This is a genomic window from Bacillus sp. 2175 (assembly GCF_057812155.1).
The window spans coordinates 5,226,632-5,247,470 of sequence record NZ_CM173819.1 but is presented as its reverse complement, the minus strand read 5'-3'; the positions used below and the strand labels follow the sequence as shown (position 1 = coordinate 5,247,470).

Genomic DNA, 20,839 nt, shown 5'->3' with positions numbered 1-20,839 from the left:
TGACTTCTTTTTCGGTTTTGGTACAATTATATTGTTTGAATAGATCGTTTGAAAATTGCGGAGGTGCTTTAATAATGTCTTCAGTAGTAGTTGTAGGAACACAATGGGGCGACGAAGGAAAAGGTAAAATCACTGATTTTCTTTCTGAGCATGCGGAAGTAGTTGCAAGATATCAAGGTGGAAATAACGCGGGACATACAATTGTTTTCGGCGGAGTTAAATATAAATTACACTTAATTCCATCTGGTATTTTCTATAAAGAGAAAATTTGTGTAATCGGAAACGGATTAGTAGTAGATCCAAAAGCATTACTTGAAGAGTTAAAATACTTACACGATCGTGGTGTAAGTACTGATAATTTACGTGTAAGTAACCGTGCACATGTTATTTTACCTTACCACTTAAAGCAAGATGAGTTAGAAGAAGCAAGTAAAGGTGATAACAAAATCGGTACAACGAAAAAAGGTATCGGTCCTGCATATATGGATAAAGCTGCTCGTATTGGTATTCGTATGGCTGATCTTTTAGACCGTGAAGCATTTAAAGAGAAGCTTGAGCGCAATTTAGTAGAAAAAAATCGTTTATTTGAAAAAATGTACGATACAGAAGGTTTCACTGTAGAAGAAATTTTCGAAGAGTACTTCGAGTACGGGCAACAAATCGCGCAATATGTATGTGATACGTCTGTTGTATTAAATGATGCATTAGATAATAATCACCGTGTATTATTTGAAGGTGCGCAAGGTGTTATGCTTGATATTGACCACGGTACGTACCCGTTCGTTACATCTTCTAACCCAATTGCTGGTGGTGTAACAGTTGGAACTGGAGTTGGTCCTGCGAAAGTTACTCGCGTTGTAGGTGTATGTAAAGCATATACAAGCCGCGTTGGTGATGGTCCATTCCCTACTGAGCTTCATGATGAAATTGGTCATCAAATTCGTGAAGTTGGTCGCGAGTATGGAACGACAACTGGTCGTCCACGCCGCGTAGGTTGGTTCGATAGCGTTGTTGTAAGACATGCACGTCGTGTTAGTGGTTTAACGGATCTATCATTAAATTCTATCGACGTTTTAACAGGTATTCCAACTCTTAAAATTTGTGTTGCTTACAAATACAATGGTGAAGTTATTGATGAAGTTCCAGCTAACTTAAACATTTTAGCAAAATGTGAGCCTGTATATGAAGAGCTTCCAGGTTGGGAAGAAGATATTACTGGTGTAAAATCATTAGATGAACTTCCTGAAAATGCACGAAAATACGTAGAACGTGTTTCTGAGTTAACAGGAATTCAAATATCTATGTTCTCAGTTGGACCAGATCGTAACCAAACAAATATTGTTCGTAACGTATACGAAGCTTAATTAATAGTGTTTAGAAAAAAACTCATGTCCGCATGAGTTTTTTCTTATTCTTTTATAAAAAAACGAAAAAAGTATTGCAATAAATACAGAATACATGTTATGATACATCTTGTCGTCACGAAAATATGACGTTGGTGAATATGAGCCATTAGCTCAGTTGGTAGAGCATCTGACTTTTAATCAGAGGGTCGAAGGTTCGAGTCCTTCATGGCTCACCATTTTATTTTTCGTGGCCCGTTGGTCAAGTGGTTAAGACACCGCCCTTTCACGGCGGTAACACGGGTTCGAATCCCGTACGGGTCATGTTTTTTTTTGCTTATTTTTGGTCCCGTGGTGTAGTGGTTAACATGCCTGCCTGTCACGCAGGAGATCGCCGGTTCGACCCCGGTCGGGACCGCCACTTTTGTTTATACCACCATTAGTGGTTTTATATATAGTTTTGGCTCGGTAGCTCAGTCGGTAGAGCAGAGGACTGAAAATCCTCGTGTCGGCGGTTCGATTCCGTCCCGAGCCACTCTCAGGATATTAAGTGGGCCCACTTAATATCCTTTTTATTTATGTAATTTTACAAAACTGAGTAGTTATTTTAAAATAGAACGAGGAGCCTCTAGCAGTTGAAGCTAGAGGTTTTTCTATAGATCGTATAGGATGCCGTGTAAAAGTGGATCATACATGAGTCTATGAGAATAGAGGAGAAAATACTTAAACAAAGGATGCGGTCATATAGGACATACTATGTAAACATCAATATGTTTAGGGATTATTGACCATATTTTTATAAGGAGGAAATAGACGATGATGGGAAAGAAAATTTTAGTAGTTGATGATGAAAAGCCGATTGCAGATATTTTGAAGTTTAACTTAGAAAAAGAAGGTTTTGAAATAGTAATGGCACATGATGGTGATGAAGCAATTGAAAAGGCTAATGAAGAGCAACCAGATATGGTTTTATTAGATATTATGCTACCAGGTAAAGACGGCTTAGAGGTTTGCCGTGAAATACGTAAAAGCTCAGAAATGCCGATTATTATGCTTACAGCAAAGGACTCTGAGATTGATAAAGTATTAGGGCTTGAGCTTGGGGCAGATGATTATGTAACGAAGCCATTTAGTACGAGGGAATTACTTGCTCGTGTGAAGGCGAATTTACGCCGCCATCAACAAGGTGGTGCTGCGGAAAAAGAAGAAAATACAGAAATGGTTATTGGACCAATTGTGATTAATCCAAATGCATATAGTGTAACGAAGCGCGAGGAAAATATCGAGCTTACACATCGTGAATTTGAGTTGCTACATTATTTAGCGAAACATTTAGGACAAGTTATGACACGCGAACATTTATTACAAACAGTTTGGGGTTATGACTATTTTGGAGATGTGCGCACAGTAGACGTTACAGTACGTCGTTTGCGTGAAAAAATTGAAGATAATCCAAGCCATCCTACTTTAATTGTAACTAGACGTGGAGTAGGGTATTACTTGCGTGACCCAGAGCAGGAATAGTATATGAAGAAAGTTGGTTTTTTTCAATCTATTCATTTAAAATTTGTGCTTATATATATGCTATTAATATTAATAGCGATGCAAGTTATTGGAGTATATTTCGTAAGGGAATTAGAGAAGAGCTTAGTACAAGGTTTTAGGGATTCTTTAACGCAGCAAACAAACTTATTATCATATAATTTGAAGCAAGAGTTTAAAAAAAGTTATACAAAAGCAGAAACAGAGTCAACAGATGAAACGATTAAAACTTCAATTCGAAAATTTGCCTCTGATCAGAAGAAAGTTATACAAGAGGTAAGTGTATTTGATTCGCACAGAAAGTTACTGGCTATTTCAGATGAATCAAAGCAGAATAAGGTGAATCGAACATCAACTGATATAGCTGTTCAGCGAGTGTTAGTACAAAAAAAGCCAGAAGTGAAAATTGAGAAGGATGGTAGTACAGGTCATCGTGTTCAAGTTATGCTTACTCCGATTCTAGATGATAACGGTAAGGATGCGCTTGGTGTTATTTACATTGTGGCATCTATGGAAGATGTATATAAACAAATGAAGGATATAAATCAAATTTTTGCTACGGGAACAGTAATTGCTTTATTAGTAACGGCCGTACTTGGGATTTTATTGGCTCAAACAATTACAAGACCAATTTCAGATATGCGGAGACAAGCAATCGAAATGGCAAAAGGAAATTATTCCAGAAAAGTAAAAGTGCATAGCCATGATGAAATTGGACAACTGGCATTATCCTTCAATAATTTATCGAAAAAATTACAACAAGCTCGTTCTTCTACAGAAAGTGAAAGGCGTAAATTATCATCTGTTTTATCACATATGACAGATGGAGTAATTGCTACTGATCGAAAAGGGGATATTATTTTACTAAATGACCCTGCGGAAAAGATGTTAAATGTTTCTCGTGAAACAGCGCTCGATCAATCTGTTTTAGAGGTATTAGGAATACAGGAAGAATTTACGCTCGATCATTTATATGAAGAGCCAGATTCTGTTTTATTAGATTTTAGTACGAGAAACGAACCATATATTTTACGTGCTAGTTTCTCTGTTATTCAAAAAGAAACAGGGAAGGCAAACGGCTTAATTGCTGTACTATATGATGTAACAGAGCAGGAACGTATAGAACGGGAACGCCGTGAGTTTGTGGCAAATGTCTCTCATGAATTAAGGACGCCATTAACGACGATGCGCAGTTATTTAGAGGCACTTACAGATGGAGCATGGCAGGATCCAAATATTGCACCACAATTTTTAACGGTTACACAAGAAGAAACAGAAAGAATGATTAGACTTGTAAATGCGTTGTTACAGCTATCTAAACTGGATAGTACAGAGCATCGTTTAATGAAAGAATGGGTCGACTTTACTGATTTCTTTAATAATATTATTGATCGCTTTGAAATGTCTAAAGAGCAAAATGTAAGTTTCAAACGATCTTTCTCTAAGAAATCTAGATTTATTGATATGGATACTGACAAAATTACTCAAGTGCTGTATAACATTATTTCTAACGCATTAAAGTATTCACCAGAAGGTGGAACAGTAACATATCGTTTACGTGATCGCGGTGATTTATTAGAAATTAGTGTAAGTGACCAAGGAATGGGTATTCCAAAAGAAAACGTTGATAAAATCTTTGAACGTTTTTATCGCGTAGATAAAGCTCGTTCAAGACAAATGGGTGGTACGGGACTTGGATTAGCAATTGCAAAAGAAATGATTGAGGCACATGGTGGCTCTATTTGGGCGAAGAGTGAAGAAGGAAAAGGGACAACTATTTATTTCACGTTACCAATGGCAGCAGATGAAGAGGACGATTGGGAATGAGTATGGAAAACTTTAAAACAATAGTTTTAATTAACCTAGTTGTAATTAGCCTATTTCTTACTTTTAATCTATGGACGTATGTGCCAGATTCTACATCCATGCAAAACGCGAAATTTGTACAGGGGAACGAAGGAATGAACCAAACTAAAATTTCCGATGTTGTCCGTCCTACTTCTATCATCGTGCATAAAGATAAAAATCATTATGGGAGCAGAAGAGAGGCAGATATAGAATCAATCTATAAGCCTCTAGAATTAGGGGAACTACATGATTTTAGAGAGATATCAATCACTAAGGGTGATTTCCTTTCATATGTGCATGGTGAAGGGAAAGTTGAACTTGTTTTCCCTACCGATATCCCATTTGATGCAGTTAAATCCATGTTCAACATGAAAGAGAAAAGTACAGATAAGCCTAAACATTTTAATCGTATTCTCCTTGATCCTTCTAGAAGTAAGGATCAAGAAATTAAAATTAACTTTGTTTCTGATGGTGATAACTTTAAAATATACGAGGCAAAATTAAGTGGCTTGTATTTAAAAGATATTGTAAATGCCCAAAATCAATTTATAGTATCAGCAAAACCTTATTTTGATTATCAACTTAATGATATGAAAAAATTATTTTTACCAGATGGAACGACAGAGTTAAGCAATATAACATATATTTCATCTAATTTAGCAGTTGATACGTTTAAGAATGCTCTGTTTAGTGATCCTCGTTATTTAAGTCCGATTACCGAGATGTCGAAAGAAACATTTACAGATGGTATTAGATCCATGGAAATTGAAAACGATCGTCACATGCTAAAGTATAAAAACTCTTCTGTCTTAACTGAGAAAACGATAGATAATTTAATGCTTTTACAAAAAAGCTTTGAATTTGTAAGTGGTCACAGTGGGAGTTTGGATTCATATCGTTTGGACTATATGAATAAAGGAGAGACAGTATTTCGCTTAAATGAAGATGGATATCCAGTATTCAATGCAGATGGATTAGCGGAATTAAGACAAGTATGGGGATCAGAAGAAGTAATGGAATATGAAAGACCGTTGCTGTCTTTAAATACTAAAGGTATAGAACAGAAGGTTACTCTTCCGTCAGGGCATGTTGTAATAGCATCCCTAGAAAATAATCCAGAGATAAAGAAACAAGTAATTAAGGATATTGGCATTGGATACAAGTTATCACTAGATGGGCAAGTGGTTCGACTACAACCAATTTGGTATGTAAAGCTTGTTGAAGATGAAACAGGTAAACAGAAAATCTATGAGTGGAGTGAGGGAGGACTAAATGGATTGGGATCGGATTAAAACCATATTTATTGTGACCTTTTTTGTTTTGGACCTCTTTCTCATTTTCCAATTCATTCAAAAGCAAGATAGTAATCAATTGGAGCTTATTGCAGAAACAAAGATAGATCAAGAATTAAAAGCAAATAAAATTACGATGGGAAATATCCCTAAAGAACCGAAAAAAGAGTCATTTATTAGAGCGGAAAATAAAGCCTTTAAAGAAGAAGATATACAGTCTTTGAAAAATCAAACGGTGCATATACAAAATATGTACAAGATAGAAAGTAAGCTAAAAGAGCCTTTTTTAAATACGAAATCATTATCAAAAGATAAGTATAATGAATTTTTGAAGAACTATGTATTGGATGGACAAAAGTATGAATTTGGAGCGGTGAAAGACTCTAAAATTTATTTCTTCCAAAAATATAAAGATAAGCCTATTTTCTATAATAATCAGGCGATGATTGTTGTGGAATTAAATGAAAAAAATGAACTTGTTTCATATACGCAGACAATGCTAACTGATTTAAAAGAAATGGGCGAAGGTGAAAAAACGAAAGAGCAAGAAATTATTACGGCTCAAACAGCTTTAGAAAATTTGTATTTAAAAAATAAAATTCATGGAAATACGCATGTTAAAGAAGCGCAAATTGGTTATGCCACTCTTACCGCATCTACTTCTAATAACCAAGTACTTGCTCCAACGTGGAATTTAAAAACGGAGCAGAAGCAGGACTTCTTTGTGAATGCAATTGAAGGACAAGTTATGGAATTAGGAGAAAAGGAAAATCGAGTGGTTGATGAACATACTGGAGTGAGAAAGAATGGGGTTGCATTTTAGCGTACTTGCAAGTGGAAGTACAGGAAATATGCTATACGTAGGAACCGATGAAAAAAAATTACTAGTCGACGCAGGTTTAAGTGGTAAAGCAACAGAGGCTTTATTTAAACAAGCAGAACTGAATATAAATGATGTATCAGGTATTCTTGTAACGCATGAGCATAGTGATCATATTAAAGGATTAGGTGTATTGGCACGTAAATATGATTTGCCTGTTTATGCGAATGAGAAAACATGGAATGCAATGGAACATTTAATAGGAAATATCCCAACTGAACAAAAGTTTCTTTTCTCAGTTGGTGATGTGAAAACATTTGGTGATATTGAAGTCGAGTCATTTGGAGTTTCTCATGATGCGGCAGAACCGATGTTTTATGCTTTCCATAACAATAATAGGAAATTAGCGCTTATTACAGATACGGGATACGTAAGTGACCGTATGAAGGGCGTTATTAAGGGAGCTAATGCTTTCGTATTTGAAAGTAATCATGATGTAGAAATGCTTCGTATGGGACGTTATCCATGGAGCATTAAACGACGTATTTTAAGTGACGTTGGGCATGTTTGTAATGAAGATGCTGCATTAGCGATGGCAGATGTAATTACAGATGAGACAAAGCATATTTATTTAGCCCATTTAAGCTTAGATAATAACATGAAAGAACTAGCGCGTATGTCAGTATCACAAGTACTAGAGGAAAAAGGATTTGGAGTGGGTGAATCCTTTGAAATTCACGATACAGATCCAAAAATGCCTACAAAAATTCAATACGTATAATTCTTCATTTTAGTAAACAATAAAGGTGAATATAGTTGTTTTCAGGAAGATAGGTGAACAAATATGTCCTTTATTGATGAAGAAAGTTATCGTATGAAACGTGCAGGAAAAAAGAAGCACAAAGGTATAGTTTTTTCTAGTATAGCGGGAACAATTGTAGGAGCTTCTTTATTTGCGTTTGGAGCGCCTTTATTTTCAAATTCTGCTGATACGCTTCCGCAAGCTGAAGCAAGCGGAAGTAATATGGCTGAAGCTCAAGGGATTAAACAGATTAGCTTTGTAGATGCTGTTGATCGTGCATCTGAAGCTGTTGTGGGTGTTATTAACATTCAACGAGATAACTTTTCAGAGGCAGATTCAGAGGCCGGTACAGGATCAGGAGTAATTTATAAAAAGACAGATGGTCAAGCTTATATTGTAACGAATAATCATGTTGTAGCTGGAGCGAATCGTATTGAAGTAAGTCTAAGTGATGGTAAGAAGGTTCCTGGAAAAGTATTAGGAACCGATGTAGTCACAGATTTAGCTGTATTAGAAATAGATGCAAAGCATGTGAAAAAAATAATTGAAATTGGCGATTCTAATACTGTTCGCAGAGGAGAGCCAGTCATTGCGATTGGAAACCCACTTGGACTGCAATTTTCTGGAACAGTTACACAAGGTATTATTTCAGCTACTGAACGTATTGTCCCTGTAGATTTAGATCAAGATGGACATTATGATTGGCAAGTAGAAGTGTTACAAACAGATGCAGCGATTAATCCGGGGAATAGTGGCGGTGCGCTTGTAAATGCAGCAGGACAATTAATTGGTATTAATTCAATGAAAATTGCTGCAAAAGAAGTAGAAGGAATCGGCCTTGCTATTCCGGTGACTAGAGCTGTTCCGATTATGAATGAACTTGAGAAGTATGGAAAAGTAAGAAGACCTTATATTGGGATTGAACTTAGGTCATTAAATGAAATTCCAAACTATTATTGGTCAAAAACATTACATTTACCAGGTACTGTAACAGAGGGAGTTTGTATTTTGGATGTGAAAAGTCCTTCGCCAGGTGCGGATGCTGGTTTAAGAGAACATGATGTTATTGTGGCGGTAGATGGAAAACCGATTCGCGATATTATTGGATTCCGTACGGCCTTATATGATAAGGAAATTAATGATAAAATGACTCTTACGTTTTATCGTGGTACAAAAAGAGTAACAACAACAGTGAAATTAGGCATTCAAAAGTATTAAAAACAGGAGGGCCTACCTCCTGTTTTCTATTGTAGAAAAGTGAGGTGTAGAAAATGAATTTACCTTGTTGTTTAGAACATGTTGAATTAGCGTTAGATATTATTGTGGATGAGTGTGAAGTCGCACCAGTTATCAACAATGTGGATAACTTAGAAAAAGAGAAAAAAACATGTGAATTTTGTCAAAATGAGGCGACATATGTTGTATCGAACACAGATTCCCACACAATATGTGGGTAGCGTTTGTGGATATGTGGATAAGTTTTGTGGATAACATGTTTGTAAGGTGGAGGATACGTGTGAATATCTCGATTATTTCAATTGGGAAATTAAAAGAAAAATATTTGAAACAAGGTATAGCAGAATACTTAAAACGATTATCTGCATACGCAAAAGTAGAAGTGATTGAATTGCCTGATGAAAAGGCGCCAGAAAATTTAAGTGAAGCAGAAATGTTAATTGTAAAGGAAAAAGAAGGTATACGTATACTGGATAAAATTTCTGATGACACGCATGTGATTGCATTAGCTATAGAAGGAAAGCAAAAGTCATCAGAAGAATTTGCGGTAAGTCTAGATCGCCTTGCTACATACGGAAAGAGTAAAGTCGCATTTGTAATTGGTGGATCACTTGGACTAAGCTCAGAAGTGATGAAGCGTTCAAATGAATCACTTTCTTTTTCAAAGATGACATTACCACACCAATTAATGCGATTAGTGTTGCTTGAGCAAGTGTATAGAGCGTTTCGGATTAATCGTGGGGAACCGTATCATAAGTAATGTATTCTATGTAAAACACTGATATTATCATATTTATTTTATTATGCCTATAATTGGAGGCTATGTGAATGGTAAGTGATCAGATGAGATATTCTAGACTCGCAAATATAACAAAAATAATAAATACGAAATTAGAACTACGTGACGTATTGCAGCGTGTGACAATGGCGATATCAGAGGAAATTGTTAGGTGCGATGCTGTTGGAATTTATTTACCTCAGGAAGATGGAACATTTAGAGGGTTTGCAGGAAAACCAGAGACTATAAATGGCGTAACGCTTGATACTCAAGTAATTGATCCTGAAATAGACTTGCTGGCAAAAGAGGTTATTGAAACGAAAAAACCCATCTATATTCCTGATACCTCAAAGGATCATCGACCAGATCCGAGACCGGTTAATGCATTCAAAATTAAGTCCTTATTAGCTCTGCCTATCTCATTTGGGCAAGAGTTATTTGGTCTAGTTTTTTTGTTTGATTATGGAATTCCGATGAACTTAACAGATTCAGAAATTCAAAGTGTTGAAGCTTATGTAAATATGGCTGCGGTTGCAATTCAAAACGCAAATAATTTAAAACAAAAGGAAAATCTTATTGCTGAGAAGCAGCTGTTACTAAATGTTACACGTGATTTATCAATGTGTTCCTCGATACAGGAGAGTTTTGATAAATGCTTTTTTTACCTAGAACAGATTTTAGAGAGTAAAAATATGACTGCCCATCTTCTAGATCCGCTAAACAAAACAACAATTAAAACAACGAAATTAAGTAAGGGCTGTCATTGGACAGAAGCGGATTGGACAGAGAAAAGCTATGAAGCCAAGATCCAAGAGGTTATTCAAACAAAAAATATAGATAGTAAGGGTCTATTGATGATTCCATTGGTTTCAATGGGAGAAGTATTAGGGGTAATCGTCGTTGGCAAAGAAGGAAAAGCTCACAATTATGATGATTCCCAACTTCAACTAGCAAAATCTATCGTTGATGCTACAGCCCCTACGTTTTCGAATTTGTTATATATGGATCAACTAGAAAGCATAGTGGAAGAGCGAACGAGAGAGCTAGCTGCTGCTAATGAAAAAGTTACAAGTGTGATTGAATGTATTACGGATGGATTTTTTATTTTAAATAATAAATGGGAATTTACGTACGTAAATAAGCACCAATATTTTCCGCAAAGAAAAACAGCAAAAGATGTATTAGGAAAGAATATATGGGATGTTTTCCCGAGTGAAATCGACACAGTTATGTATAAGGAATTTCATCGTGCGATGTCAGAGCGAACTACAGTTCATTTTGAATTTCTTTCTACTGCAGATGAATATTGGCACGAAGTTATTGCATACCCGTATGATGATGGTATTTGTTGTATTTTTAAAAATATAACGGAAAAAAAGAAATATGAACAGGAATTGAAAAGATTATCCAACATAGATTTAATAGGGCAAATGGCAGCAGGTATCAGCCATGAAATTAGAAATCCAATGACAACAGTACTAGGATTTTTACAGTTATTAAAAGAAGATAATGCCTATGAGAAACATAATAAGTACTTTCATTTAATGATTGAAGAACTTAACCGTGCCAATTCTATTATTACTGAATTTCTCTCAATGGGTAATACAAGGAAATCGGATTTGCAGATGTTAGATTTAAATTCAATTATCCACGATATTATTCCTTTAATAAAGATTGATACGTACAATCAAAATAAATATATTCAAGTCGATACAAATGACATTCCAGAATTACTTTTAAATCGTAATGAAATACGGCAATTATTAATGAATCTATATCGTAATGGCTTAGAAGCGATGAATACAGGGAAAGTTCTAACCATTAGCACTTACAAGGAAGGTCAAAATTGTGTGGTGCTTGCAGTGCGGGATCAAGGAAAAGGTATCAGGCCTGAAGTATTAGAGAAACTGGGTACGCCGTTTTACACGACCAAAGATAATGGAACTGGATTGGGGTTAGGTGTATGTTATGCCATTGCTGCCCGCCATAATGCAAAAATAGAAATTCAAACAGGATCGGAAGGCACTACCTTTTTTGTTAAATTTAATTATGAAAATAATAAAAAATAACCTTATTTAGAATAGTTACGATGAACCGTATCATAAATAAATTTATTCTTTGCATATAAAAGGATAAAAAGACCATTGGACAAAAATTACCGATGGTCTTTTAAATATTATTAGATGGTATGTAGATTTCCTAAAATAAGTATGTTTCTATTTCCATAAAAATATGCTGTAATATGAAGAGGAAAAAGTATAAGTAGTTAGAGAAGTGAGGAATTAAAGGTGAAGAAGTTTAAGAAGTTTTACTTGGAGATTACGAGTGTATGTAATCTTGCGTGTAGCTTTTGTCCGCCGACGGAAAGGCAGAAGCAATTCATTTCTGTGGAGGATTTTGCTAAAAGATTAGACCAAATTAAACCTCACACAGACTACATTTATTTGCACGTGAAGGGTGAGCCGTTGCTCCACCCGAAAATAGATCAACTATTAGACTTAAGTCATGAAAAAGGGTTTAAAGTTAATATTACAACGAACGGAACGTTAATTAATAAGAGAAGACATAGGCTGTTAAATAAGCCTGCGTTAAGACAAATGAATTTTTCACTGCATAGTTTTGATGGACATCCAGGTTCGCAAGATAAAGAGGGCTATGTAAGGAGTATACTTTCCTTCATTAGGGAAGCGACAAGTCAATCAGATTTAATTGTATCGTTAAGGTTATGGAATTTAACTCAGGATAATAAAACGAATGCTGAAATCCAGAAAAATAGAGAGTTATTATCTATAATTGAAAATGAATTTGATCTATCTTATCAAATTGAAGAGAAGCTTACACCAGGAAAAGGTATAAAAATTGCAGAACGTGTCTTTATTAATCAAGACTATGAATTCCAGTGGCCAGCATTACATGAAGAAGAGGATGATGGGAAAGGATTCTGTCATGGACTTCGTAATCAAGCGGGTATTTTAGCGAATGGAACAGTTATTCCTTGTTGTTTAGATGGTGAAGGGATTATTAACCTTGGGAATATTAATAATGATTCATTTTCTAACATTATCGAAGGTGAAAGAGCAACAAACATTGTCGATGGATTTTCGAAAAGAGTTGCGGTTGAAGAACTTTGCAGGAAATGTGGATATCGCAAACGGTTTGGGAAGTAAATATGAAATAAGCCCTCATAAAGCGAGGGCTTATTTTTTATACTTGATAAGAATGCTCTAATTTATCAATTAATGAACCAACGTAAGAAACAGCTTTACGGATTGCGTCTGGTTTTGACATATCTACTCCGGCATGTTTCATTGTACCACCAGCGATCAATAGCGGGTTGTCCTTCCTCTTTAATCATTTGAGCTACTGCAGTGGATGCAGTGTGTGCTGCCTTTTTTGTAGTATTTCTAGTAACGATTTACGGAAAGGTTCAAGTTTTGTTTCTTCAGTTAAATATTTTTCAATTGTTCCTTCGCCGAATATGAGGATTTCATTATGAATAAAGGATAGTGCAGTATGTACTTTCGTCCATAAAGCAGAAATTTTGGAAGAGTTCGCTTGAATACTTGGATTTGTACGATCAGTAGATTCTTTTAAATTTGCATATGAGTACAGTTTTGTTAACGTCATTAAAAGTTCTTCTTCTAAAAGTAGGCAATTTAATAAAGTGTGGGAGCTAGTATGTAAATGTCCTTTAAATGAATCAAGTTTCTGTATATCATTTTCCAATGCGTTTAATGCAGTATGCTATTCGGCATCAGAATTATACAAATCGGATAAATCCCATGTTAGTTCAGCAGGTACCTCTGCGCAATTAAGACGATTTTCTATTACATTTTTCAAGTCGTATATCCTCCTTATTAAGACTATCTAAAAATATAATGATAGAAAATTCGGTTAAATTAAAATATTTTTCATTTTTATATACAAAAAAGAAGGACAAGCATGAAAATGCTTGTCCTTCAAGTTAATTTAAGAATTAATATACTTTGTCACCATTGAAAATCGAGTTTTTCACGACAACATAATCTACAGTACGAATAGCATCTAATTTTGTTCCACCAGCGTAAGAGATAGAAGATTGAAGATCTTGTTCCATTTCGATTAACGTATCTTCTAAAGAACCTTTATGCTCAACGAACATTTTCTTACCTTCAACGTTTTTCTTCTCACCCTTTTGGAATTCAGAAGCAGAACCGAAGTATTCTTTATAAAGTTTGCCATCTCTTTCAATTGTTTCCCCTGGAGACTCTTCGTGACCAGCGAATAGAGAACCGATCATGACCATAGTTGCCCCAAATCGTATAGATTTAGCTACGTCGCCGTGTGTACGAATACCACCATCAGCGATAATTGGCTTACTTGCAGCTTTTGCACACCAGCGAAGTGCAGCTAGCTGCCAACCACCAGTTCCGAAGCCTGTTTTAATTTTAGTAATACAAACTTTACCAGGTCCAATACCAACTTTTGTTGCATCGGCACCAGCATTTTCTAATTCTCTTACCGCTTCTGGAGTTCCAACGTTTCCAGCGATAACGAAGCTCTCTGGTAAATGTTTTTTAATATGTTGAATCATGTTGATCACAGCATTAGAATGACCGTGTGCGATATCAATCGTGATATATTCAGGTGTCAGTTGCTCAGCAGCTAATTGTTGTACGAATTCATATTCGTCCTCTTTTACACCAACGCTGATAGAAGCGATTAATCCACGTGATTGCATATCTCTAATGAATGAGATTCGTTTCTCTGGTTGGAAACGATGCATGATATAAAAGTAGTTGTTCTCAGCTAAATAAGTTGCAATTCTTTCATCAATAATCGTTTGCATATTTGCAGGTACGACAGGTAATTTAAATTTATGTTTTCCTAAAGTGACAGTTGTATCACATTCAGAGCGGCTATTTACAATACATTTTGCAGGAATTAATTGAATATCTTCATAGTCGAATACGTTTTCCATCATTTACACCCCTAAAATACGAATATTTTATTTTTATTAATTAAAAATGTTCGTCCATAGGATAATTTACATTATTTTTATTAAGAAGTCAAAGAATTTCTTAACATTTTTTGAAAAAGTAGATTTTATACCTGAAAAACAACGTTAAAAACGAATTTAAAACGTTTTTTTATTTTTATTGTTCGTTTATGAAAAAGGTTGAAAAATTAAGATAATTACACAAGGTTGTATGTATTCTTTTTATTTTTTTGGAGTGGATGTAGGATACTATGAAAAGGTTAATGCTAACAATGCAAGCAAAAGATGTTATCAAGTAGTTGAACAATATATGAAATGAAAAGGTTTGTTTCTATATAAAAAGATGAATCTGGCATGATTCACCTTTTATGTAAGGTTTCAAGTATAATAAGTAGGGTGATAGTAACGTATACAAAAGATAAAAAAGAAAATAATACAGAATAAAATGAGGTTAATATATGAGTAAAAAAAGTTTTTCTGATTATAAATTAAGTAAGGAAATTGTAAGGGCACTTACTGGGTTAGGGTATGATCATCCAACAGAAGTACAAGGTGAGGTTATTCCAGTTGCATTACAAAAGAAGGATCTTGTTGTGAAGTCCCAGACTGGAAGTGGAAAAACAGCTTCATTTGGTATTCCACTTTGTGAAATGGTGGAGTGGGAAGAGAATAAACCACAAGCATTAGTTTTAACACCAACGAGAGAGCTTGCGGTACAGGTAAAAGAAGATATTACAAATATAGGTCGATTCAAAAGGATTAAGGCTGCGGCACATGCCCATCAACTTAAGAATTTGCACTACCCCCAAGTGTCAAAAAACGTTATTCTTTCTAAAAAGCTAGCTAGAAAGGATGACATTTTTTATGAATCTTTCAATTCAAGATGAATTACAACTATTTTCTGAAGAGCTGTATCGTCATTTAACCCCTTCTCTTTTGGAAGAACTCGCTAAAGAATTAGGTTTTGTAAAAAGAAAACGAAAGTTTTCTGGAAATGAATTAGCTACCATATGTATCTGGGTCAGTCAACGTACAGCGAGTGATTCTCTCGTTCGACTATGCAGTCAATTACACGCCGCCACAGGCACTCTTATGAGTCCAGAAGGACTCAATAAACGCTTTGATAAAAAAGCGGTTGAATTTTTGAAATATATTTTTTCTGCATTATGGAAAAGTAAACTTTGTAAAACATCAGCCATTTCAAGTGCAGCACTCACGTATTTTCAACGAATCCGTATTTTAGATGCGACGATTTTCCAAGTACCGAAACATTTAGCACATGTATATCCTGGGTCAGGTGGTTGTGCACAAACTGCAGGTATCAAGATTCAATTAGAATATGACTTACACAGCGGACAGTTTTTAAACTTCCAGGTAGGTCCTGGAAAAAATAATGATAAAACATTTGGAACAGATTGCTTAGATACCTTACGGCCGGGTGATCTGTGTATTCGTGATTTAGGATATTTTTCATTGGAAGACTTAGATCAAATGGATCAACGTGGCGTGTGCTATATATCAAGACTTAAGTTAAACCATACCGTCTATACGAAAAATCCATTTCCAGAATACTTTCGAAATGGGACAATCAAAAAACAGTCACAGTATATCCAAGTTGATTTAGAGAACATTATGCACACGTTAAAACCAGGACAAACGTATGAAATAAAAGAGTCGTATATTGGCAAGAATCAAAGATTATTTACAAGAGTAATTATCTACCGATTAACAGAGGAACAAATACTGGAACGTAGAAAAAAACAAAGCTATACCGAAAGTAAAAAGGGGATTACATTTTCAGAAAAGAGTAAACGATTAACGGGTATCAACATATATGTTACGAATACGCCTTGGGAAGTGGTTCCGATGGAACAAATCCATGATTTTTACTCCCTCCGCTGGCAGATCGGCGTGTCCAGATAAGGACACATTATCTAGTTGGTGAAAGTCCAATCGGGAGAATAGACTCCACTCCCGTAGCCTGAGAGGCGCCATGAAGTGAAAGCGACATGGCGAAGCCCTCTGACATCACATGCAAAAGGCATGTGGGCAAATCTCCAGGTTGTAACGTACAGTGAACGTAGATGTAGCCTCGTTACACGCAATTCCGGTGGCTGAGACGGTCGATAACGTGCGAAAGCAACAAGAACTGACCGAAACGAGTCTGGAACGGCAGTTCTCACCGGCGGGGTATCAGCGGCGACATGGAGAGAAAGATAATGTGGAAACTGGAGAAGCCCTCGACACCCGATGAAGAAATCTCATCGAGGAGACCGTCTCTATAACCGCGATCGGGAAGTGAGAACGGTAGGTGTCAGGGTGGCGGAACGGATCGTAGTACCAGAGATCTGCGTGCAGCAAAACACGCGGGGAGGAAAGGATCCGAACCTGTAAACATTTCGTATGACTAAAGGAGGCAAGGGTGCTATGACAAAAACACCCATCACTTTGCAGGAACTAAGGCAACGAATCTATCGAAAGGCGAAGTCTGAACCTACGCACCGGTTTTGGGGGATATTTACCCACATTACCAAAATTACAACCCTTCACGAAGCATATCAACAGGCGAGGAAAAACAATGGTGCCCCAGGCATTGATGGAAAAAGTTTTGCTGATATAGAACTAGAAGGAGTTATCCCATTCTTAACGGGTATTCAAGAAGAATTACAAGCTGGAATATACCAACCACAAGCCAATCGAAAAGTAGAAATCCCAAAGACAAACGGCAAAATGCGAACTCTGCAAATTCCGTGTATACGAGATCGTGTAGTACAAGGAGCGCTAAAACTCATATTAGAAGCAATTTTTGAAGCTGATTTCTGTCCAAACTCGTATGGGTTTCGGCCGAAACGCTCTCCACATCAGGCATTGGCAGAAGTACGACGCAGTATATTGCGCCGTATGACCATAATAATTGATGTTGATTTGTCACGCTACTTTGATACAATCCGACACAACATATTATTGGAGAAAATCGCGAAACGTGTCCAAGACCCACAGGTTATGCATCTTGTAAAACAGGTAATTAAGGCAACAGGAAAGATCGGTGTCCCGCAAGGGGGACCATTTTCTCCACTAGCCGCGAACATTTACCTCAATGAAGTGGATTGGACATTTGATACCATTCGACGTAAAACAGCTGATGGCAATTACGAAGCTGTAAACTATCACCGTTTTGCCGACGATATAGTTATCGCTGTAAGCGGACACTCCAGTAAAAGTGGATGGGCTGAACTGGCATTACGACGACTGTGGGAACAGTTAAAGCCTTTGGGAGTTGAACTGAATCTGGAGAAGACTCAGATGGTCAATGTCCTAAAAGGAGAATCCTTCGGATTTTTAGGATTTGACCTGAGACGAATACCGAACCGAAATAAGAATGGATTCTTCGTTTTCATGATCCCGAAGAAGAAAGCTCGCACGACAGTGAAAGCAAAAATTCGCGAACTCATTCAAAACGCAGGAGCGAAGCCAGCACAAGACTTAATAAAACAAATCAATGCCGTACTGACTGGATGGGTGAACTACTTCCGGGTTGGGAACTCTAGTCAAGCTTTCAGTGAAGTACGTGATTATACGGAGATGAAAATTCGCACACTGTTAACGAGAAGGAAACGACGACGAAAGCGTAGCATCGGATGGCAGAGATGGAGTAACGAATATCTCTATGGTGTACTGGGGCTTTACTGGGACTGGAAAGTCCTTCCCCTGAAAAGTGCAGAGAGTTTCCGATGAAAGTGTCTGCCATTTGATAGGTCTCATAACCCTTTTGATGAAGTTTATGGGGTGAGCTGCTTGAGGGAAAACCTCACGAGCAGTTCTTATGGGGAGAGGCTGGAAACGGATCACAACTGATACCGCGCCAGTCTTTTACCCGACAAATCATATTTAAAACGTGGAAATCTCTATTTCAAATTCATCATTGGCAAACTATCAAACAAGAGCGATTAGAATGCCATGTGTATGGAAAACTCATTGCCATTTTTATATGTTCTTCCACGATGTTTAAGATGCGCCAACTTCTGTTGCAAAAGCACAAAAGAGAACTAAGCGAATATAAAGCAATTGGGATGATTCAAGATCATCTATCCCTGTTATATCAAGCGATACAGAGAAACACCCGTATAATAACAAAGGTTTTAATCCGCCTGTTTACCCTACTAAAGAAAAATGGCCGGAAATCCCATCGATATGAGAAGAAAACTATCTTTGATATTATGGGTGTTGTCTATGAGTATAATGGATTGAGAAAACAAAAGAAAGCTGCATAAGAAAAAAATGAAACCCGTTAGGGTTTATTTCGTATGCTCATTTTTAAGAGGATTATACTGTTTAAAAGTTTGTTCATTTCAATTAATGGAAAACCGTAGAGTTTCTATCCTTAAGTTGATGGGCATGAGGCTGCGGCAGTTTATGGGAAATCTCCATTTGCACGTCAAAAATTAGAATTAAAGCAAAAGACACATATTGTAGTTGGTACTCCTGGTCGTGTGTTGGATCATATTGAGAAGGGTACCCTTTCTTTAGAGTGTTTGAAGTATTTAGTTATTGATGAAGCAGATGAGATGCTAAATATGGGCTTTATCGATCAAGTAGAGGCAATTATTGATGAATTACCTACAAAAAGAATGACGATGTTATTTTCAGCAACACTTCCAGAAGATGTTGAGAAATTGTCTCGTACATATATGAATTCACCAATTCATATTGAAATTAAAGCAGCTGGGATTACGACGGATAAAATTGAACATACTCTTTTTGAGGTGATAGAAGACGAGAAGCTTTCACTACTTAAAGATGTAACAACGATTGAGAATCCTGATAGCTGTATTATTTTCTGTCGTACACAAGAAAATGTAGATCATGTATATAGACAATTAAAACGAGCTAACTATCCTTGTGATAAAATACATGGTGGTATGGTACAAGAAGATCGTTTTGAAGTCATGGATGATTTTAGAAAAGGAAAATTCCGTTATTTAGTAGCCACAGATGTAGCTGCGAGAGGAATTGATATTGATAATATTACACATGTTATTAATTATGATATTCCACTTGAAAAAGAAAGCTATGTACATCGTACTGGAAGAACGGGACGAGCTGGAAATAGTGGAAAAGCTATTACATTTATAACACCATATGAAAATAGATTTTTAGAAGAGATTGAGGAGTATATTGGATTTGAAATTCCAAAGGCAATTGGACCTTCAAAAGAAGAAGTTATGAAAGAGAAAGCTGCATTTGAAGAAAAGATACATGCTAAACCAATTATAAAGAAAGATAAAAATGCAGATATCAACAAAGGCATTATGAAGCTGTACTTTAATGGCGGGAAGAAAAAGAAAATTAGGGCGGTAGATTTCGTCGGTACAATTGCTAAAATTAAAGGTGTTACAGCAGAAGATATAGGTATTATTACGATACAAGATAATGTTTCTTACGTTGAAATATTAAATGGAAAAGGACCACTTATCTTGAAAGTCATGAAGACTACAACGATTAAAGGGAAACAACTAAAAGTTCATGAAGCAATTAAGTAAATAAAAAACTATCCACTTTAATAGGTGGATAGTTTTTTATTTATGATTCTTTTAAATCATCCACTAGTTGCTCCGCTAAACGTCTATACATATTACTCATAGTCACGAAGGATGTTAGTAGTAGAAATTTTTCTAGCTTTGTATCTTCTAAGGAAGAAATCTCATTTACTTCTGTAACACGGTTATTTACGTCTTGTTTAAAGCTTTCGACATTGCTTTCAGTAAGAGCAAGATAATTTTTGTATAACGTATTTAATTCGAATGAATCATCATTTAATAAGGAGTCATTTATAGTTTCTAATGAACTTTTTATGTCGTTAATGGAGAGAGCTCCCTTTAATTGATAAATTAGGCTAATTAAAATCATATGCTCTTTTGAATACTTTTTATTTTTGATAGGGATGAATAGTTTCCCTTTTGCGTAATTATTAATCATCGTTTTTGTTAATACTTTTTCATCATCAGTTCTCGTTGTATCTGCATAAGTATTCTCAAATAGTTGGACAACTTGGTCTACATATAAGTCAACATTTGGAATATCCTCAAGTTTAATGTTTTTTTCTAAATGTAATGTCTTAAGTAATTCATTTATATTTTCCACGTAGAATCCCTCACTTTTATAACTTAGTGGAACTTAATGTTTAATATATCTTTAAATAT

General features: G+C 36.0%; 15 protein-coding genes, 4 tRNA genes and 5 pseudogenes. 20 read left to right on the top strand and 4 right to left on the bottom strand.

Features of this window, described 5'->3' with window-relative positions:
- Window positions 1-74 precede the first annotated feature (74 nt).
- From ACXKY9_RS27325 to ACXKY9_RS27255, 15 genes are all read left to right on the top strand, one after another.
- Window positions 75-1,364, top strand: coding sequence for an adenylosuccinate synthase (locus tag ACXKY9_RS27325; RefSeq protein ID WP_000100238.1), 1,290 nt, complete (start codon window positions 75-77; stop codon window positions 1,362-1,364).
- A gap of 142 nt (window positions 1,365-1,506) precedes the next feature.
- Window positions 1,507-1,582 (top strand) — tRNA-Lys (locus ACXKY9_RS27320).
- 13 nt (window positions 1,583-1,595) lie between these two features.
- Window positions 1,596-1,667 (top strand) — tRNA-Glu (locus ACXKY9_RS27315).
- Window positions 1,668-1,688: 21 nt separating this feature from the next.
- Window positions 1,689-1,764, top strand: a tRNA-Asp gene (locus ACXKY9_RS27310).
- Between the two features lie 41 nt (window positions 1,765-1,805).
- A tRNA-Phe gene (locus tag ACXKY9_RS27305) sits at window positions 1,806-1,878 on the top strand.
- Window positions 1,879-2,159: 281 nt separating this feature from the next.
- Window positions 2,160-2,867, top strand: a complete 708-nt coding sequence (walR, locus tag ACXKY9_RS27300) for a cell wall metabolism DNA-binding response regulator WalR (protein ID WP_000971865.1) — start codon at window positions 2,160-2,162, stop codon at window positions 2,865-2,867.
- 3 nt (window positions 2,868-2,870) lie between these two features.
- Window positions 2,871-4,712 carry a cell wall metabolism sensor histidine kinase WalK gene (gene walK / locus ACXKY9_RS27295; protein WP_000755367.1) on the top strand — a complete coding sequence of 614 codons (1,842 nt, stop codon included), beginning with the start codon at window positions 2,871-2,873 and terminating at the stop codon, window positions 4,710-4,712.
- On the top strand, window positions 4,709-6,025 hold the full coding sequence (locus ACXKY9_RS27290; protein WP_000061556.1) for a YycH family regulatory protein: 1,317 nt from the start codon (window positions 4,709-4,711) through the stop codon (window positions 6,023-6,025). Before walK ends, ACXKY9_RS27290 begins: the two co-directional genes overlap by 4 nt.
- Complete coding sequence (locus ACXKY9_RS27285; protein ID WP_000383742.1) at window positions 6,006-6,848, top strand: two-component system regulatory protein YycI; 843 nt, start codon at window positions 6,006-6,008, stop codon at window positions 6,846-6,848. The genes ACXKY9_RS27290 and ACXKY9_RS27285 overlap by 20 nt, the downstream gene beginning before the upstream one ends.
- Window positions 6,832-7,626, top strand: a complete 795-nt coding sequence (locus ACXKY9_RS27280) for an MBL fold metallo-hydrolase (RefSeq protein ID WP_000522840.1) — start codon at window positions 6,832-6,834, stop codon at window positions 7,624-7,626. Before ACXKY9_RS27285 ends, ACXKY9_RS27280 begins: the two co-directional genes overlap by 17 nt.
- Window positions 7,627-7,689: 63 nt before the next feature.
- A complete protein-coding gene (locus tag ACXKY9_RS27275) occupies window positions 7,690-8,865 on the top strand; it encodes a S1C family serine protease (protein WP_000008040.1) in 1,176 nt (391 codons plus the stop codon).
- Window positions 8,866-8,918: 53 nt separating this feature from the next.
- Entirely contained in the window at window positions 8,919-9,104 is a 186-nt protein-coding gene (locus tag ACXKY9_RS27270; RefSeq protein ID WP_001052824.1) for a CxxH/CxxC protein, read from the top strand.
- A gap of 59 nt (window positions 9,105-9,163) precedes the next feature.
- Window positions 9,164-9,643 (top strand): 23S rRNA (pseudouridine(1915)-N(3))-methyltransferase RlmH, encoded by a 480-nt coding sequence (gene rlmH / locus ACXKY9_RS27265; protein WP_001027003.1) that lies wholly within the window; start codon window positions 9,164-9,166, stop codon window positions 9,641-9,643.
- A gap of 68 nt (window positions 9,644-9,711) precedes the next feature.
- Complete coding sequence (locus ACXKY9_RS27260; protein WP_000253108.1) at window positions 9,712-11,730, top strand: GAF domain-containing sensor histidine kinase; 2,019 nt, start codon at window positions 9,712-9,714, stop codon at window positions 11,728-11,730.
- Window positions 11,731-11,949: 219 nt separating this feature from the next.
- Entirely contained in the window at window positions 11,950-12,828 is an 879-nt protein-coding gene (locus ACXKY9_RS27255) for a radical SAM/SPASM domain-containing protein (protein ID WP_000713633.1), read from the top strand.
- Between the two features lie 37 nt (window positions 12,829-12,865).
- Here ACXKY9_RS27255 and ACXKY9_RS27250 read toward each other — a convergent pair whose 3' ends face one another.
- From ACXKY9_RS27250 to guaC, 3 genes and pseudogenes are all read right to left on the bottom strand, one after another.
- A complete protein-coding gene (locus ACXKY9_RS27250; protein ID WP_009327392.1) occupies window positions 12,866-12,970 on the bottom strand; it encodes an oligoendopeptidase F in 105 nt (34 codons plus the stop codon).
- A 60-nt stretch (window positions 12,971-13,030) separates the two neighbouring features.
- A pseudogene (locus ACXKY9_RS27245) lies at window positions 13,031-13,501 on the bottom strand (oligoendopeptidase F); the annotation flags it as partial.
- A 136-nt stretch (window positions 13,502-13,637) separates the two neighbouring features.
- Window positions 13,638-14,621, bottom strand: a complete 984-nt coding sequence (gene guaC, locus ACXKY9_RS27240; RefSeq protein ID WP_000432447.1) for a GMP reductase — start codon at window positions 14,619-14,621, stop codon at window positions 13,638-13,640.
- A gap of 476 nt (window positions 14,622-15,097) precedes the next feature.
- Between guaC and ACXKY9_RS27235 the strand changes: the two are divergent.
- From ACXKY9_RS27235 to ACXKY9_RS27215, 5 genes and pseudogenes are all read left to right on the top strand, one after another.
- Window positions 15,098-15,412, top strand: a pseudogene (locus tag ACXKY9_RS27235) (DEAD/DEAH box helicase); the annotation flags it as partial.
- Between the two features lie 91 nt (window positions 15,413-15,503).
- Window positions 15,504-16,553 (top strand): annotated as a pseudogene (locus ACXKY9_RS27230) (IS4-like element IS231C family transposase); the annotation flags it as partial.
- Window positions 16,554-17,066: 513 nt separating this feature from the next.
- Window positions 17,067-18,374: a group II intron reverse transcriptase/maturase gene (ltrA, locus tag ACXKY9_RS27225; protein WP_000169371.1), complete on the top strand. Its 1,308-nt coding sequence runs from the start codon at window positions 17,067-17,069 to the stop codon at window positions 18,372-18,374.
- Between the two features lie 143 nt (window positions 18,375-18,517).
- Window positions 18,518-18,910, top strand: a pseudogene (locus ACXKY9_RS27220) (IS4 family transposase); the annotation flags it as partial.
- Between the two features lie 126 nt (window positions 18,911-19,036).
- Window positions 19,037-20,179: pseudogene (locus ACXKY9_RS27215) on the top strand (DEAD/DEAH box helicase); the annotation flags it as partial.
- A gap of 40 nt (window positions 20,180-20,219) precedes the next feature.
- Here ACXKY9_RS27215 and ACXKY9_RS27210 read toward each other — a convergent pair.
- Window positions 20,220-20,780 carry a DUF1836 domain-containing protein gene (locus ACXKY9_RS27210; protein ID WP_000427884.1) on the bottom strand — a complete coding sequence of 187 codons (561 nt, stop codon included), beginning with the start codon at window positions 20,778-20,780 and terminating at the stop codon, window positions 20,220-20,222.
- Window positions 20,781-20,839: the final 59 nt, after the last annotated feature.

Excerpts from the sequence above, each read along its gene's own strand:
- ACXKY9_RS27325 (WP_000100238.1), top strand. The coding sequence starts at position 75 with ATGTCTTCAGTAGTAGTTGTAGGAACACAATGGGGCGACGAAGGAAAA.
- walR (WP_000971865.1), top strand. The coding sequence starts at position 2,160 with ATGATGGGAAAGAAAATTTTAGTAGTTGATGATGAAAAGCCGATTGCA.
- walK (WP_000755367.1), top strand. The coding sequence starts at position 2,871 with ATGAAGAAAGTTGGTTTTTTTCAATCTATTCATTTAAAATTTGTGCTT.
- ACXKY9_RS27290 (WP_000061556.1), top strand. The coding sequence starts at position 4,709 with ATGAGTATGGAAAACTTTAAAACAATAGTTTTAATTAACCTAGTTGTA.
- ACXKY9_RS27285 (WP_000383742.1), top strand. The coding sequence starts at position 6,006 with ATGGATTGGGATCGGATTAAAACCATATTTATTGTGACCTTTTTTGTT.
- ACXKY9_RS27280 (WP_000522840.1), top strand. The coding sequence starts at position 6,832 with ATGGGGTTGCATTTTAGCGTACTTGCAAGTGGAAGTACAGGAAATATG.
- ACXKY9_RS27275 (WP_000008040.1), top strand. The coding sequence starts at position 7,690 with ATGTCCTTTATTGATGAAGAAAGTTATCGTATGAAACGTGCAGGAAAA.
- ACXKY9_RS27270 (WP_001052824.1), top strand. The coding sequence starts at position 8,919 with ATGAATTTACCTTGTTGTTTAGAACATGTTGAATTAGCGTTAGATATT.
- ACXKY9_RS27260 (WP_000253108.1), top strand. The coding sequence starts at position 9,712 with ATGGTAAGTGATCAGATGAGATATTCTAGACTCGCAAATATAACAAAA.
- ACXKY9_RS27250 (WP_009327392.1), bottom strand. The coding sequence starts at position 12,970 with ATGAAACATGCCGGAGTAGATATGTCAAAACCAGACGCAATCCGTAAA.
- guaC (WP_000432447.1), bottom strand. The coding sequence starts at position 14,621 with ATGGAAAACGTATTCGACTATGAAGATATTCAATTAATTCCTGCAAAA.
- ltrA (WP_000169371.1), top strand. The coding sequence starts at position 17,067 with ATGACAAAAACACCCATCACTTTGCAGGAACTAAGGCAACGAATCTAT.